Origin of the sequence: Ornithinibacillus gellani (assembly GCF_003730295.1) — a bacterium.
Taxonomy (GTDB): domain Bacteria; phylum Bacillota; class Bacilli; order Bacillales; family Amphibacillaceae; genus Ornithinibacillus_A; species Ornithinibacillus_A gellani.
Window position 1 is genome coordinate 71,495 of sequence record NZ_QTSZ01000017.1, and the last position, 13,672, is coordinate 85,166.

Below are 13,672 nucleotides of genomic sequence, written 5' to 3' on the forward strand. Positions count from 1 at the left end.
TCAATGTTATTTCCCCCTTATCGTTGTTCCGATGGTTTCACCTTGAACAACCCTTTTAATATTACCTTCTTCTACTATTGAAAATACAATTAATGGAATATCATTATCCATGCATAGTGTGGAGGCTGTTGAGTCCATTACACCAAGTCCTTCATTAAGCATGTCCATATACGAAAGCTCATCATATTTACGCGCATCTTTATTGGTTTTAGGATCATCTGTATAGACGCCATCCACATTATTTTTTGCCATTAAGATAACTTCAGCTTCTATCTCCGCCGCGCGCAGAGCAGCCGTTGTATCTGTGGAAAAATACGGATTACCCGTACCTGCTGCAAAAATCACAACACGTTTTTTCTCCAGATGACGGATTGCTTTCCTTCTTATGTATGGTTCTGCAACCTGTCTCATTTCAATTGAGGTTTGTACCCGAGTAGGAATTCCAATCGCTTCCAGGCTATCCTGTAATGCCAGCGAATTCATAACTGTAGCGAGCATTCCCATATAGTCGGCGGATGCACGATCCATGCCCATTTCGCTGCCTACTTTACCGCGCCATATGTTACCGCCACCTACAACTACAGCAACCTCTACACCAAGTTCAGCTACTTCCTTCACCTGGGTTGCAATGGATTGAATAACCTTTGGCTCAATCCCATAGCCTTGACTGCCGCTTAATGCTTCTCCACTAAGTTTCAGAACGATTCTATTATAACGAGCTCCTGACATAATAACCTCCATGGAATGTATATTTAGATGTTTGATACATGCTGTCTGTCTCTTTATGGTGAAATAGGGAACATCATATGTTCCCTATTTCGACCCAAAGCATCTGCATGCAGCAGATGCTTTGGATTCCCATGCATTATTTTTTAATTTGGCTCATTACTTCGTCAGCAAAGTTTTCTTCACGTTTTTCCATGCCTTCGCCAACCTCATAACGGGCAAATGCTTTTACAGTTGCATTATTATTTGCTACGAAAGTTTTCACTTTTTCATCCGGATTCTTTACGAAGTTTTGCTCAAGCAAGCAAATTTCTTCAAAGAATTTACCAAGACGACCTTCTACCATTTTTTCTACAATTTTTTCTGGCTTACCTTCGTTCAACGCTTGTGTTTTCAATACTTCGCGCTCGCGGCTTACTTCGTCCTCTGCTACATCATCACGGGAGATGTAACGAGGATTAACTGCAGCAATATGCATAGCAACGTCACGTGCAACTGCTTCATCAGTTGTACCTTCTAGTAATGTCAATACACCGATTCGTCCACCCATGTGGAGGTAAGAACCGAAAGCATCCTGATCTGTTTTCGTTAATAATGTAAAGCGGCGTAAAGAAATCTTTTCACCGATTTTAGAAACGGCAGTATTGATCAATGCATCTACAGTTTCACCTTCACCATGCAGTTTTTGTTGTAAAGCTTCCTCTACATCAGCAGGCTTTTGGCTAGCGATGTGCTTCGCAATGTCAGATAGTAATTCTTGGAATTGCTCATTTTTTGTAACGAAGTCTGTTTCACAGTTTACTTCGATTAAAACGGCAGTATTGTTATCTACTTCAATATAAGTTGAGCCTTCAGCAGCAATACGGCCTGCTTTTTTAGCAGCAGAAGCCATTCCTTTTTCACGTAGAAAGTTAATTGCTTTCTCCATGTCACCGTTCGTTTCAGTGAGTGCTTTTTTACAATCCATCATACCAGCACCAGTTTTTTCACGAAGTTCTTTAACCATTTTTGCAGTAATTGCCATGTTCATTTCCTCCTTAATTCGATTTCGTCACCTATTGAATCCTCTTAAAAAAGGTGATAAAAGGCTTATCCTCTTATCACCTGACCTTTTTTTAGAAATTATGCTTCTTCCGTTTCTGCTGCTTCTTCTGTAGCTTCAGCTTCCACTTCTTCTAATTCTTCACCCTGTTTCACTTCCAAAATTGCATCAGCCATCTTGGATGTTAGCAATTTAACGGCGCGAATCGCATCGTCATTTGCAGGGATTACATAATCAATCTCATCTGGATCACAGTTCGTATCAACGATTCCGATAATCGGAATGTTCAATTTATGAGCTTCTGCAATCGCAATACGCTCTTTACGAGGGTCGATTACAAATAGAGCATCTGGAAGTTTTTTCATTTCTTTAATTCCGCCCAAGAATTTTACAAGACGGTCTTTTTCCTTCATAAGCTCTACAACTTCTTTTTTCGGAAGTACTTCAAATGTACCGTCCTCTTCCATACGCTCGATATCCTTCAAACGATTGATACGTTTACGGATGGTTTGGAAGTTTGTTAGTGTACCACCAAGCCAGCGTTGGTTAACATAAAACATTCCAGAACGTGTTGCTTCATCGCGAACAGAATCCTGTGCTTGTTTCTTTGTACCAACAAATAGAATGGTTCCACCATTTGCTGCGATTTCCTTCACATAATTATAAGCTTCATCAACCTTTTTAACAGTTTTCTGCAAGTCGATGATGTAGATGCCATTTCTTTCCGTGAAAATGTATTTTTTCATTTTCGGATTCCAACGGCGTGTCTGATGACCAAAGTGGACACCAGCTTCCAGCAATTGTTTCATTGAAATTACTGACATGTCTATTCCTCCTAATTGGTTTTTTCCTCCGATTGCATCATCTCTGTTTGAACACCAGCCCTCGGGACTGACACCAGTCAAACAAATCAGCAAACGTGTGTTTTTTTATAGTTGTCCATGACATACTATTTACACCAAAAATTAATATACCATATACCGCTCTGCCAATCAAGCATTTCTTATCCTTTTTTTTCATGTAGTTTTACGATTAATTCAACCTCCGTTTTACCGATACCAAGTTTTTTTGCGATCTCTGTCTCTGTTATTCCGTCTTGATGTAATTGAAGCACCTTTGATTCTACGGAGGCTTCCATCGTATCATTCACCTCGGTTGATAATAGAGGAAGTTGAAAATCCTCCATTTCCTCATTCAAAGCGGTACCGCGGGGAATCTCTTCTTTCTCATTGTGTGTGGTTAATGCTTCAGATGGCTGTGCGCTCGTTGCTGTCTCGTCAAATTGTCGTTCCATTCGTTTATTTTCTGCTCTAATTTCTGCCAATGTTTCTTCAAGAATAGAATGTAACACTTCATTTTGCGACTGTTCCTGCTCTCGCACTCGAACTTTCATAACCAATTGATAAATAATTGCGAACGTCACTATATGCAAAAGAAAACTAATTAAAAATAAAAATGATATCATGTTCATGCCTTCTTTCTAACCATTTAGATCTATACGTTTACCAAGATAAGGATGTGATGCTCGTTGTTCATTTTTGTCTGAAGGCTGATTTTCTTTATTATGCTGATGCTGGGATTGTTGTTGTGATGGGTCTTCTTTATTTTTTCCAAGTGCTGCTTGTTCCACATCTTCAAATGTAACAACCTGTTTCCTTTTTAATTCTTCCTCTTTTAATTGGGTTTGGGCAAGTGATTCTTGAAATTGCTGGTTTTGTTTCATTTGTTGTTCTTGAAGCTTCCCCGCATCCTGTGCCCGAGGCAAAGCAACTTGCATTTCAACTGATTTCCAGCTCATTGAAACGACTTCCCTTCCTGATTAAATGCATGGACATCATTTAGCCTCTAGCCTGTACAGAAATCTCCTGATCCGCTAAACAAATTCGAACTGCCTGATGGTTTGTCTTGATGATTCTCTTGTATTTTCCAAATGCTATAATAACATTCGGATACAATTGATTGCGTACCACGATACTTGCTTCGCGTTCACTGCCCAAAAATGCATTGATACGTAGAAGCTGTTCCTCCACATCGTGTAGCTTAGCTTTTGTTTTTTGATACGAATTTTTTTGTCGTAGCATCGTAATTCTCATCTTAGCATCCATATCTTCTGGATTCGTTTGGGCAAGTTTTTGACCAATGTAATCCAATTTCGATAGCGTTTCCTTTAATTCTTTTTCTTTTGCACGCAATGTCCTCTCATGTTCCAGTGTAGCATAATCGCGTCCAATACATACTTCCGTTTTAGTGCTAAGACGGTTTCCAATATCCTTTGCATCTACGAGCTGTCCAGCTGAAATAACACCACCAATAATATTACCTTGCTGGCATTTAATCATTCCACGTGCCGTACATTCACTATGAATAATAGACTGTGATACAATTATATTTCCCCTCGCATATGCCTTACCTTGATTCATATAACTAATATGTATGTCTTCTGTTGCCTTGAGTTCCCCTTTTTTAACACCTGACATGCCTTCAGAAATATAAATGGAGCCACCAGCGATAATCGACGCAGCCTCAACCATGCCAAAAATCTTCACATCTCCTGCGGCTTTTACCGTATAACCAGATGGAACATCACCACGGATGACAACGGAACCAATAAAGTCAATATTACCTACCTTCATGGAGAGCGATTCATTCACTTCATATACGGCATAAACATGTAAATAAGGACTATTCAAACTAATTTGACCATCTGCAGTTGCATAAAAGCTCGCATCCTCTTCACGATAGACAACATTTTTCCCTGCTTTTAAAACAGCTTGTTTTCCGGGCTTGGCTGCCACTTGTTTCCCGAAAACATCATGACCTGGCTCCCCTGCTTCAGGAGGAATTAATCTAGCTAATTTTTGGCCTTGTTTGACGGTTGGGATTTGCATCATATCACGAAAGCTAATCACATCATCCTTCGAAATATGTTTCTCTGTTGATAAGTCCAATGCAAAGTCCACCTGGCCATCCTTGCCTGCAATGGGGTGTTTACCAATCGCAATTTCAACTGGAAAAACGTCAGAAGATGGCTTTGCAACAATTGTTTCAATTGCATCCTGCTGAATGCCATCTACAATCTTATGTTTCTTCAATAATTCATGAATCATCGCTTCACTACATGTCCAATCTGCACTGCTGTAAGCATCCGTACAATCAATCTCAGCTCGCATCCCATCTGCCGAGGAGCGGATAATCAAATACGTATGAATAGACGACAAATCGATTCCCCCTTTGTTATAGAACTACATATAGCTCTTTAAGGTTTTTCTCAACTTGCTAATGGCAGTCTTATGAATTTGGGAAATTCGTGATGTTGTAAGATCCATGACTTTTCCAATTTCCGTTAAAGTTAACTCTTCATGATAAAGTAAACTAACAACCAGCTGCTCATTTCGATTCAATTGTTTAATAGCTTGGATAAGATTTTCATTTGTTTCTTCCTGGAGCAAATGTTCTGCTGGCAAAATTGCTGTATCATCAGGGATAACATAGCCAATTCCTTCCATCTCCTGATCAGCTTCTACCATTGTTTTGTTTTCAATTGACACGACACTCGCATACAATGTATCGCGCATGACCGTTTCCACTTCAGGTATGGTCATCCCGATTTCATTTGCAATTTCCTCCATATTTGGTGATCGATGAAGCCTTTGTTCCAGTATTTGGGTAATGGCTTCTATTTTTTTCACCTTTTCACGTGCTGTTCTTGATAATCGATCTTCCTTGCGTAATCCATCAATGATTGCCCCACGGATTCGAAAGGATGCATAAGTGTCAAACTTTAAATCTCGAGCTGGTTCAAACTTTTTTAGTGCATCAAACAATCCCATCAGCCCAAAACTTACCAAATCATCCCTTGAAACATTACGTGGCAGATGGCTCGCAGTACGATCAACATGGAAATTAACTAAATACATATAATGCTGAATGAGCTCGTTTGCAGCATGATTGTTCTTTGTCGTTATCCAATTATTCCATAATCGTTCTTCTTCTAATAAAGAATACTCCGCACTCATAACGTAGTTCCTCCCATCTATTCCTCATTTATTCCCCATCAGACATTCCATTAAATGTAGCTTTCACCTTGATTAACGGTTCGGATTAATAGTTTTCCGGTTTCTGGATCAAATTCAATCGTTCTTCCACAATTTCCACCAACATCTGAAGCAATAATCGGTATTCGCAATTCGTGTAGCTTTTCTGTTACTGCATCAACATTTCTCGGGCCGATTCGCATGATGTCAGAACCAGACGACAACTGAAACATTTGTGCTCCGCCTGCCAGCTTAGCTTGAAGCTTGTACTTTCTAGCTCCAGCAAGGATTAATTTTTCTACTAGGGCAGCTACGGCAGTATCTGCATATTTTGCTACATGAATGTTTTTTTGCTTAGCCAAACTGGAATCCGGAAGCATAATATGTGCCAATCCACCAATACCGTTTCTTGCATCATAGATGACAACACCGACACAGGATCCAAGCCCAGATGTTCTTATCACATCTGGCGTTTGCACGATATTCATATCGGAAATTCCAACCTTTACAATGGTTTGCAGCTTAGTCATGATCAGATACTCCCAATGCTTGAAATATTTTCTTAAATGAATCCGGAGTTGGTAATAACAAAATTTGGCCACTCATTTTATTGGCTTCTCCCACATCATTCATTTTTGTATCTATGATGATGGCATCATCAGTGTAAGGTGATAATTCCATTAAACCAATGGATAAGATTGCACCTGCCATATCCATCAACACTTGTGGGACAGATGGATGGATATGGATATTTATAAAATCGGAAAGTGCTGTTAAATAGGAACCAACGATGATATTCCCAGCTTCCTGTAATACGGATAACAGCATGTCATTTGGCACTGTCTGAAAATCAACTTCTCCTTCAGCGTCCGGAAATAACTTATGGATTAAATAATTTGCTTCCTCTCTTGTCAATAGAAAGTAAACCATACCAGCTGTGTCACCTTGAATTTGAAATAAAATGGCTACCATTGGTTGCTCAGGACCACCAACCAAGTCGACCACATCTTCAAATGGGACTACTTGAACGGAAGGAATTTGCATATCTATTCTTTCATTTAATAATACGGACAAAGATGTTGCTGCATTTCCAGCACCAATATTTCCAACCTCTTGGAGAATCTCTTTTTGCCATTCCGATAGCTTATTTGGTTCCATTGATTTGTTCCTTTTGGCGCCATTCTTCCAAATCAGCTACTGATAAAATATGTGTTAAATCCAATATATTAATTAACTGATTATTCATTTTGGCAACTCCAGCTATATATGCGGAAGTTTCCATATCAATTACCTCTGGTGGTGGCTCTATATTTGCTTTAGGTATATCAAGAACATCCTTAGCTTCATCTACGATTAACCCTACATTTATATCATCAACGGTAACGATTATAATCCTTGTCTGTGTATCATATGCTTTTTCCGGCATCCCAAACTGGATACGTAAATCAATAATTGGTGTAACAACACCTCGTAAATTGATGACACCTTTCACAAAACGGGCGGTCTGCGGAACCCTTGTAATTGGTAACATCTGTTCAATTGAACCAATATGGTATACAGAAATTGCATAGGCTTCATTCATCAATTGAAAAACAATCACTTTTTGATTAACTTCTGCTGCTTTTAACATGGTCCATCCTCCTCAATCATTAATAATTATCTACCAGTAGGGTGATTAATCATATCAACCATCGTTTTACCGATTTGCTGTAAAAGAACCATTTCATTTACAAGATTCGTTTGTGCTGCCGCTTTCGGCATGCCATATATCACTGCAGATTCTTTGGACTCTGCTATAACGATTGTTTCCCTGTCCATCCGTTTCATCTGTGTGATACCTGCCGCACCATCATTTCCCATACCGGTCAGCACAACTGCTATTTTATTTATTTGTTTTAATTCAGCAATCGATTGAAATAGGTAATCTACAGATGGCCGATGCCCCTTCAATGGTGCATCCTTCGTTAATTCAATGAACATAGATGTACCCAATTGGCGAATCGTCATGTGAAAATCACCGGGCGCAATATAGGCCGTATTTCTCTTCAGCTTTTCACCATGTTCTGCCTCTTTCACATGGATATTAGCCAAACCATTCAATCGTTTTGCCAGTGAAAGCGTAAACCCTGGAGGCATATGCTGAACGATAACAATTGGTGGCATCCCTATTCCCGGCAAATCGCAAAGCACCTGCTGAAGCGCTCTGGGTCCACCAGTTGATGTACCAATCGCTATGAGCGTATGGGCATGTCGATGGTTTTTAGTTAAATGTTGTCCATCTACAACTGGCTTCGATATGGTAGCAGTGGCGAAATTGACTTGAGAAGCAGCAACCACCTTGGTAATAATTTTTTCCTTTATTTTGTGAATATCCAATGATATGGCACCAGATGGTTTTGCAATAAAATCAACAGCTCCATTGGAAATGGCCTGGACAGTCTTTTCAGCAACACCACTGGTTTCACTTGCGAGCATGACAACAGGAAGAGGTTGCTCCTCCATGATTTTTGCAAGTACGGTCATCCCGTCCATAATTGGCATTTCCACATCCAGTGTAACTACATCTGGTTGAAGCTCTTTTATTTTCACAAGCCCTTCTTCACCATTTCGTGCGGTGCCTATCACTTCAATTCGCTGATCAGAAGATAAGATTTCCGAAATCATTTTACGCATAAATGCGGAATCATCAACAATTAATACACGTATCTGCTGCAACTAGACTACCTCTCCTTCAAGAAAAAATATTTCATTTTTTGAATGAACGAATCGGCATCTTTTTCCGCAACAGGTTGTGATTCAAATCCATACTTTTCTACAGTCTGTTTAATTGCCTTGGAAAAAGGTGACTTTCGTTTGGAGCAGACAACTGGCTGCTGTCGAATGACCGCCTGAGTGACCGCTTCATCATTCGGAATAATGCCAAGCGGTTTCACATCTATATTTAGAAATTGCTGAACGACCAAACGAAATCTTTCTAAAGCAGCATGTCCTCCTTTAGGAGAAGTAGAACGGTTCATAACAACTTGAATTGGCATCGATCCATTGTGATGAATGATATGTTTAATCATCCCATACGCATCTGTGATTGCAGTTGGTTCAGGGGTGGTTATGACAATACAAGCATCTGCAGCAAGGATAAAATACATACTATCAGCAGTTGCTCCAGCCCCCATATCCAACACAATATGGTCAAAACATTGAATCGCCTGTTGAAGCTGACTGGAAAAATGATCCATATATCTTTGATCCATACGAAAAAAATCAGATAAAGCGGATCCCCCTGCTATGAATGCCAATCCATTTGGACCATGTTCTACAATGTCATGCAGCTCTAGCTTGTCTTCGAGCATATCAACAACAGTTTTCTTAGCCTGTTGTCCCAATAATATTTCCACATTTCCCATCCCTATATCTAAATCCAGTAGTAATACTTTGTTACCTTTTGCTGCTAATTCCAAAGAAAAATTAATTGCGATATTGGACTTGCCTACACCGCCTTTTCCACTAACAAACGCGACAGTTTTAGCCTGTTTGATCTGCGCATTTTGTTTCATTTTTTTCCGAAGGTTTTCCGCTTGATCATTCATCGGCTACGTCCTCCAGTAACAAACCGCATAACTGCTCCGCTGAAAAAACATCTATATCCTCCGGTACGTCCTGACCAGCTGTAACATATGAAATGCCAATTTGTCTATCGAAAGCAAGTGATAGCATACTTCCAAACTGCCTTGTTTCATCTAGTTTTGTAAAAATAAAGCCATATATAGGAACATCTTCAAACTGGCGATTAATCGCTTGTAAGTCTTGTTGTTTTGCCGATAGGGATAATACTAAATAGGTCTCCATCTCAAATGGCAACTCTGTTAATTCTTTTACTTCATCCATATATTGTGCATCACGAAAATTTCTTCCCGCTGTGTCTACTAGTATGAAGTCATAGGCAGAAAACTTTTCCAATGCTTTGTTAAAATCGGTACTCGCGTAGACAACCTCCAAAGGTATATTTAATATTTTGGCATAGGTTTTTAGTTGTTCTACTGCTGCAATTCGATACGTGTCCATCGTAATGAGTGCTACTTTTTTCCCGTCAGTCAGCTGGGCTTTCGCGGCTATTTTGGCAATTGTCGTTGTTTTCCCTACACCTGTGGGGCCAACAAAGCGGACAATCTTTTTCGTATACGATAACCCTTGAAACGGAATGTCTGATAGCTGATGCAGTATCTCTGTTTTAACAGCAGTTACCGTCTGATCAAAGGTTAAGCTTTCAGCCTTTCCATCTGCTTTCTCTACAGCAGCTGCAACGAGCCGAAACGCTTGCTCCGCCTCTACCTCTTGGTTTAGTAAATGTTTATAAATCGTTTGAAAATGGTCCATAAACAAGGATTTTCCCTGTAAACCAACTACCTGCATATATTGCTTCATTTCCCGTATTTCTTTTAGAACTTCCTGACTTGTTGGTGATTCCTCCAACTGATTCATGTTGGAGACAGTCTTTTGTTTGGTTATCTTGTCAACTTTCAACGGTTGCTTCATTTGCTTCGGAGTCCGTTCATTCCTTCTGATTGGATTTGGGTCCAACCCCGCGATAACTTCTATTTTTCGTTGTTTAAAAAATCCAAGAAAGCCACCGTCAAGAATCTCCTTTGATTGCAGGATGACTGCATCTGGTCCCATTTCTTTTCGAATGGATTGCATCGCTTCCGGCATGGATTGCGCAATAAACTTTTTTACCTTCATGCTACATTCACCACCCCAACACTCTGAATTTGTACGGTAGGCTCCAATTCGTTATAAGAAAGCACAACAACCTGTGGTAGGAAGCGATCTACTAATTGGCGCACATACATCCGAATTGCTGGGGAGCATAAAATAATCGGTATCTCCTCCTGAATTTCCAGCTTTTCTACTTCCTCATGGATCGTTTTAACAATGACCTGCTGTGTTTCAGGCTGTAACGCCAAGTAACTGCCATGCTCTGTTTGCTGAATGGCCTCTGCAAACAACTTTTCTACTTTACCTGAGACGGTCAGCACCTTTAATGACATATCATCCTGTACATACTGCTTCGTTATTTGTGGTGATAAGGATTGTCTAGCATATTCGCCAAGCAATTCAGGATCATTCGTTAGCTTGGAATAATCAGCTAACGTTTCAAAAATAACTGGTAAGTTACGGATAGATACATTTTCCTGCAACAGCTTGCCCAATACCTTTTGAATATCACCGATTGCGAGCGGTTCTGGTGTAACCTCTTCTACTAAAATTGGATTATTTTCTTGCAGATGATCAATTAATTGCTTTGTTTCCTGTCGACCTAATAAGGTGTGCGCATATTTTTTAATGATTTCTGTCATATGTGTGGATACAACAGACGATGGATCCACAACCGTATAGCCGGAAAGCTCTGCTTCGTCCTTCAACTGTTCACTAATCCATTTAGCAGGCAAACCAAATGCAGGTTCTTTCGTTTCGATTCCTTCAATATCGTCACTAAAATCTGGTGTCATCGCTAAATAATGATCTAATAATAACTCGCCGCGTGCTACTTCATTTCCTTTGATCTTCAAACGGTATTCATTCGGATTTAACTGGATATTATCCCGGATTCGAACAACTGGAATAACCATTCCCAGTTCTAATGCTAGCTGGCGACGAATCATAACCACTCTATCCAATAAATCTCCACCCTGCTTTGCATCTACAAGTGGAATTAATGCATAACCAAATTCAAATTCAATTGGATCCATATTTAATAAACCAACAACATTTTCCGAGGTTTTCATTGCCTCGCCTTCTGCCTCTTCCAGCTCCTCTTCTTCTGGTATCTCTGGTTTTTCGGCTTGCTTTAATAATAAATAGCCACTTACTGCAAGAAAACCAGCAATAAAAGTCGTTAAAAAGAAATTAATCGGTGTTAACCCTAAGAAAAAGATTGTTCCAGCAGCAATAAACAATAGTTTAGGATATTGCAATAATTGTTCCGTAACAGCCGTACCAAGATTGCTACTACTTGTCGATACACGTGTGACAACGATACCTGTTGCTGTTGAAATAAGCAGTGCAGGTATTTGACTCACTAATCCATCCCCAACCGTTAGTCGCATAAAGGTATTAACAGCTTCGGAAAAAGACATATCCATTTGAACCATACCAATAATCAGACCGAAGACAATGTTAATCAGTACAATGATAATCCCTGCAATGGCATCCCCTTTTACGAATTTACTTGCACCATCCATCGCCCCATGAAAATCAGCTTCATTCTCTACTTTTTCACGTCTTTCCTTTGCTTGCTGCTCGGAAATTAAACCTGCGTTCAAATCAGCATCAATACTCATCTGTTTACCAGGCATAGCATCAAGTGTAAATCTAGCAGCTACCTCTGAAACTCGCTCGGCTCCCTTTGTTATAACTAGAAATTGAATAATTACTAAAATGATAAATACAACAAAACCAACCAATGGATTATTTCCGATAACAAAGCTACCAAATGTATCTACTACTCCACCTGCATTAGCTTCAGATAAAATAGAACGGGTGGTAGAAACATTTAGGCCAAGTCGAAATAAGGTAAGCAATAGCAAAAGCGAAGGAAAAATGGAAAATTGCAATGCTTCCTGTGTATTCATAGACACCAATATAACAATCAATGCCAATGAAATATTGCATAGGATCAGCACACTTAACAACCAACCTGGCAATGGAATCACTAGCATGATAATAATTAGAATAACACCAATTAGGACGGATAAATCTCGGGCTTTCATGGAACTGTCTCTCCCTTATTGCTTAAACTTTTCTCTCCAACCGATAAACATAAGCCAGTATTTCTGCAATCGCTTGATAAAATTGCTCTGGTATCGCCTCCCCAATTTCCACCTGGGCATATAGGGAACGGGCAAGCGGTCTATTTTCAACAGTCATGATTTGATGAGCTTTTGCGACTTCTTTGATTTTTTGCGCTGTTAAATCTACACCCTTTGCAACAACATATGGTGCACTGGAAATTGCCTCATCATATTTAACTGCAATGGCATAATGGGTCGGATTCGTTATGATGACATCAGCGGTTGGCACCTCACTCATCATACGCCGCATCGCCATTTGTCTTTGTTTTTCTTTAATTTTAGACTTAATTAGCGGGTCTCCCTCAATGTTCTTATGCTCATCTCGGATATCCTGTTTTGACATACGCATGTTTTTCTCATAATCAAAACGTTGATAAGCATAATCAAACACCGCCAGAAACAACAAGGCAATCGTGGCAGCAATTCCCATGATTAACATCGTTTTTCCAAAAAATGCGAGGGAACTGTCTACACTTTTGAAAGCCATCATCATCATGTCATCCTTGTATATCCAAATCACAGCAAAGGTAACGACTCCAATGCAGACAATTTTCAATAATGACTTAAGTAATTCAACCAAGGCACGAATGGAAAATATCCGTTTTGCTCCTTGGATCGGGTCAATTTTCTTCAAATCAAATTTCAATGGTTCAGACGTAAATAGGAAGCCAATCTGCATTAAATTCGAAGCCAACCCTGCGACTATGGCAATTAATGCAATGGGTGCAATTATTTTTGCTGCATCCATTGCTGCCCCAGAAAAGATCTGGTGGACGGAATGCTCCGTAACTTCCCAATTGATTCTTTCGGTAAAGGTGTGATAGTAAAGTGAAACCATGCCATCCTTCATAAATGGAGCAAATACCATCAGCACCATAAAACATGCTAGCAATAATATGGCTGTATTGACATCTTGACTTTTGGCTACCTTCCCTTTTTTACGTTCATCTTCTCGCTTTTTCGGGGTTGCCTTTTCTGTTTTCTCACCGGCGAAAAATTGTATATCAAGCCTGAGTAGCATA

15 protein-coding genes are annotated in these 13,672 nt (G+C 39.7%); all 15 read right to left on the reverse strand.

From position 1 onward, the window contains the following. Nucleotides 1–6: 6 nt before the first annotated feature. The 15 genes from pyrH to flhB all read right to left on the reverse strand — a co-directional run bounded on the left by pyrH (nucleotide 7) and on the right by flhB (nucleotide 13,671). Nucleotides 7–729: a UMP kinase gene (pyrH, locus tag DX933_RS04470; RefSeq protein ID WP_123315283.1), complete on the reverse strand. Its 723-nt coding sequence runs from the start codon at nucleotides 727–729 to the stop codon at nucleotides 7–9. Between the two features lie 136 nt (nucleotides 730–865). Then, nucleotides 866–1,750 carry a translation elongation factor Ts gene (gene tsf / locus DX933_RS04475; RefSeq protein WP_123315284.1) on the reverse strand — a complete coding sequence of 295 codons (885 nt, stop codon included), beginning with the start codon at nucleotides 1,748–1,750 and terminating at the stop codon, nucleotides 866–868. 98 nt (nucleotides 1,751–1,848) lie between these two features. Further along, nucleotides 1,849–2,592 (reverse strand): 30S ribosomal protein S2, encoded by a 744-nt coding sequence (gene rpsB / locus DX933_RS04480; protein WP_123315285.1) that lies wholly within the window; start codon nucleotides 2,590–2,592, stop codon nucleotides 1,849–1,851. Nucleotides 2,593–2,771: 179 nt separating this feature from the next. After that, nucleotides 2,772–3,233, reverse strand: a complete 462-nt coding sequence (locus DX933_RS04485; RefSeq protein WP_123315286.1) for a DUF6115 domain-containing protein — start codon at nucleotides 3,231–3,233, stop codon at nucleotides 2,772–2,774. Between the two features lie 15 nt (nucleotides 3,234–3,248). Further along, a complete protein-coding gene (locus tag DX933_RS04490; protein WP_123315287.1) occupies nucleotides 3,249–3,566 on the reverse strand; it encodes a hypothetical protein in 318 nt (105 codons plus the stop codon). Between the two features lie 40 nt (nucleotides 3,567–3,606). Continuing rightward, nucleotides 3,607–4,986, reverse strand: a complete 1,380-nt coding sequence (locus DX933_RS04495; protein ID WP_123315288.1) for a DUF342 domain-containing protein — start codon at nucleotides 4,984–4,986, stop codon at nucleotides 3,607–3,609. A gap of 24 nt (nucleotides 4,987–5,010) precedes the next feature. Continuing rightward, nucleotides 5,011–5,784: a FliA/WhiG family RNA polymerase sigma factor gene (locus DX933_RS04500; RefSeq protein ID WP_123315289.1), complete on the reverse strand. Its 774-nt coding sequence runs from the start codon at nucleotides 5,782–5,784 to the stop codon at nucleotides 5,011–5,013. 50 nt (nucleotides 5,785–5,834) lie between these two features. After that, complete coding sequence (locus DX933_RS04505; protein ID WP_123315290.1) at nucleotides 5,835–6,332, reverse strand: chemotaxis protein CheD; 498 nt, start codon at nucleotides 6,330–6,332, stop codon at nucleotides 5,835–5,837. Further along, a complete protein-coding gene (locus tag DX933_RS04510) occupies nucleotides 6,325–6,960 on the reverse strand; it encodes a chemotaxis protein CheC (protein WP_123315291.1) in 636 nt (211 codons plus the stop codon). The genes DX933_RS04505 and DX933_RS04510 overlap by 8 nt, the downstream gene beginning before the upstream one ends. Beyond that, nucleotides 6,947–7,432: a chemotaxis protein CheW gene (locus DX933_RS04515; protein WP_123315292.1), complete on the reverse strand. Its 486-nt coding sequence runs from the start codon at nucleotides 7,430–7,432 to the stop codon at nucleotides 6,947–6,949. Before DX933_RS04515 ends, DX933_RS04510 begins: the two co-directional genes overlap by 14 nt. 26 nt (nucleotides 7,433–7,458) lie before the next feature. Continuing rightward, on the reverse strand, nucleotides 7,459–8,517 hold the full coding sequence (locus DX933_RS04520) for a protein-glutamate methylesterase/protein-glutamine glutaminase (RefSeq protein ID WP_123315293.1): 1,059 nt from the start codon (nucleotides 8,515–8,517) through the stop codon (nucleotides 7,459–7,461). 5 nt (nucleotides 8,518–8,522) lie between these two features. Continuing rightward, on the reverse strand, nucleotides 8,523–9,389 hold the full coding sequence (locus tag DX933_RS04525) for a MinD/ParA family protein (protein WP_123315294.1): 867 nt from the start codon (nucleotides 9,387–9,389) through the stop codon (nucleotides 8,523–8,525). After that, entirely contained in the window at nucleotides 9,382–10,539 is a 1,158-nt protein-coding gene (gene flhF, locus DX933_RS04530; RefSeq protein WP_123315295.1) for a flagellar biosynthesis protein FlhF, read from the reverse strand. Before flhF ends, DX933_RS04525 begins: the two co-directional genes overlap by 8 nt. Continuing rightward, nucleotides 10,536–12,569 (reverse strand): flagellar biosynthesis protein FlhA, encoded by a 2,034-nt coding sequence (gene flhA, locus DX933_RS04535; protein WP_123315296.1) that lies wholly within the window; start codon nucleotides 12,567–12,569, stop codon nucleotides 10,536–10,538. Before flhA ends, flhF begins: the two co-directional genes overlap by 4 nt. 22 nt (nucleotides 12,570–12,591) lie before the next feature. Continuing rightward, on the reverse strand, nucleotides 12,592–13,671 hold the full coding sequence (gene flhB, locus DX933_RS04540) for a flagellar biosynthesis protein FlhB (protein WP_123315297.1): 1,080 nt from the start codon (nucleotides 13,669–13,671) through the stop codon (nucleotides 12,592–12,594). Nucleotide 13,672: the final 1 nt, after the last annotated feature.

What these genes read in the sequence shown, in the direction of transcription:
- pyrH (WP_123315283.1), bottom strand. Translation starts at nt 729, where the DNA reads ATGTCAGGAGCTCGTTATAATAGAATCGTTCTGAAACTTAGTGGAGAA.
- tsf (WP_123315284.1), bottom strand. Translation starts at nt 1,750, where the DNA reads ATGGCAATTACTGCAAAAATGGTTAAAGAACTTCGTGAAAAAACTGGT.
- rpsB (WP_123315285.1), bottom strand. Translation starts at nt 2,592, where the DNA reads ATGTCAGTAATTTCAATGAAACAATTGCTGGAAGCTGGTGTCCACTTT.
- DX933_RS04485 (WP_123315286.1), bottom strand. Translation starts at nt 3,233, where the DNA reads ATGATATCATTTTTATTTTTAATTAGTTTTCTTTTGCATATAGTGACG.
- DX933_RS04490 (WP_123315287.1), bottom strand. Translation starts at nt 3,566, where the DNA reads ATGAGCTGGAAATCAGTTGAAATGCAAGTTGCTTTGCCTCGGGCACAG.
- DX933_RS04500 (WP_123315289.1), bottom strand. Translation starts at nt 5,784, where the DNA reads ATGAGTGCGGAGTATTCTTTATTAGAAGAAGAACGATTATGGAATAAT.
- DX933_RS04505 (WP_123315290.1), bottom strand. Translation starts at nt 6,332, where the DNA reads ATGACTAAGCTGCAAACCATTGTAAAGGTTGGAATTTCCGATATGAAT.
- DX933_RS04510 (WP_123315291.1), bottom strand. Translation starts at nt 6,960, where the DNA reads ATGGAACCAAATAAGCTATCGGAATGGCAAAAAGAGATTCTCCAAGAG.
- DX933_RS04515 (WP_123315292.1), bottom strand. Translation starts at nt 7,432, where the DNA reads ATGTTAAAAGCAGCAGAAGTTAATCAAAAAGTGATTGTTTTTCAATTG.
- DX933_RS04525 (WP_123315294.1), bottom strand. Translation starts at nt 9,389, where the DNA reads ATGAATGATCAAGCGGAAAACCTTCGGAAAAAAATGAAACAAAATGCG.
- flhF (WP_123315295.1), bottom strand. Translation starts at nt 10,539, where the DNA reads ATGAAGGTAAAAAAGTTTATTGCGCAATCCATGCCGGAAGCGATGCAA.
- flhA (WP_123315296.1), bottom strand. Translation starts at nt 12,569, where the DNA reads ATGAAAGCCCGAGATTTATCCGTCCTAATTGGTGTTATTCTAATTATT.
- flhB (WP_123315297.1), bottom strand. Translation starts at nt 13,671, where the DNA reads ATGCTACTCAGGCTTGATATACAATTTTTCGCCGGTGAGAAAACAGAA.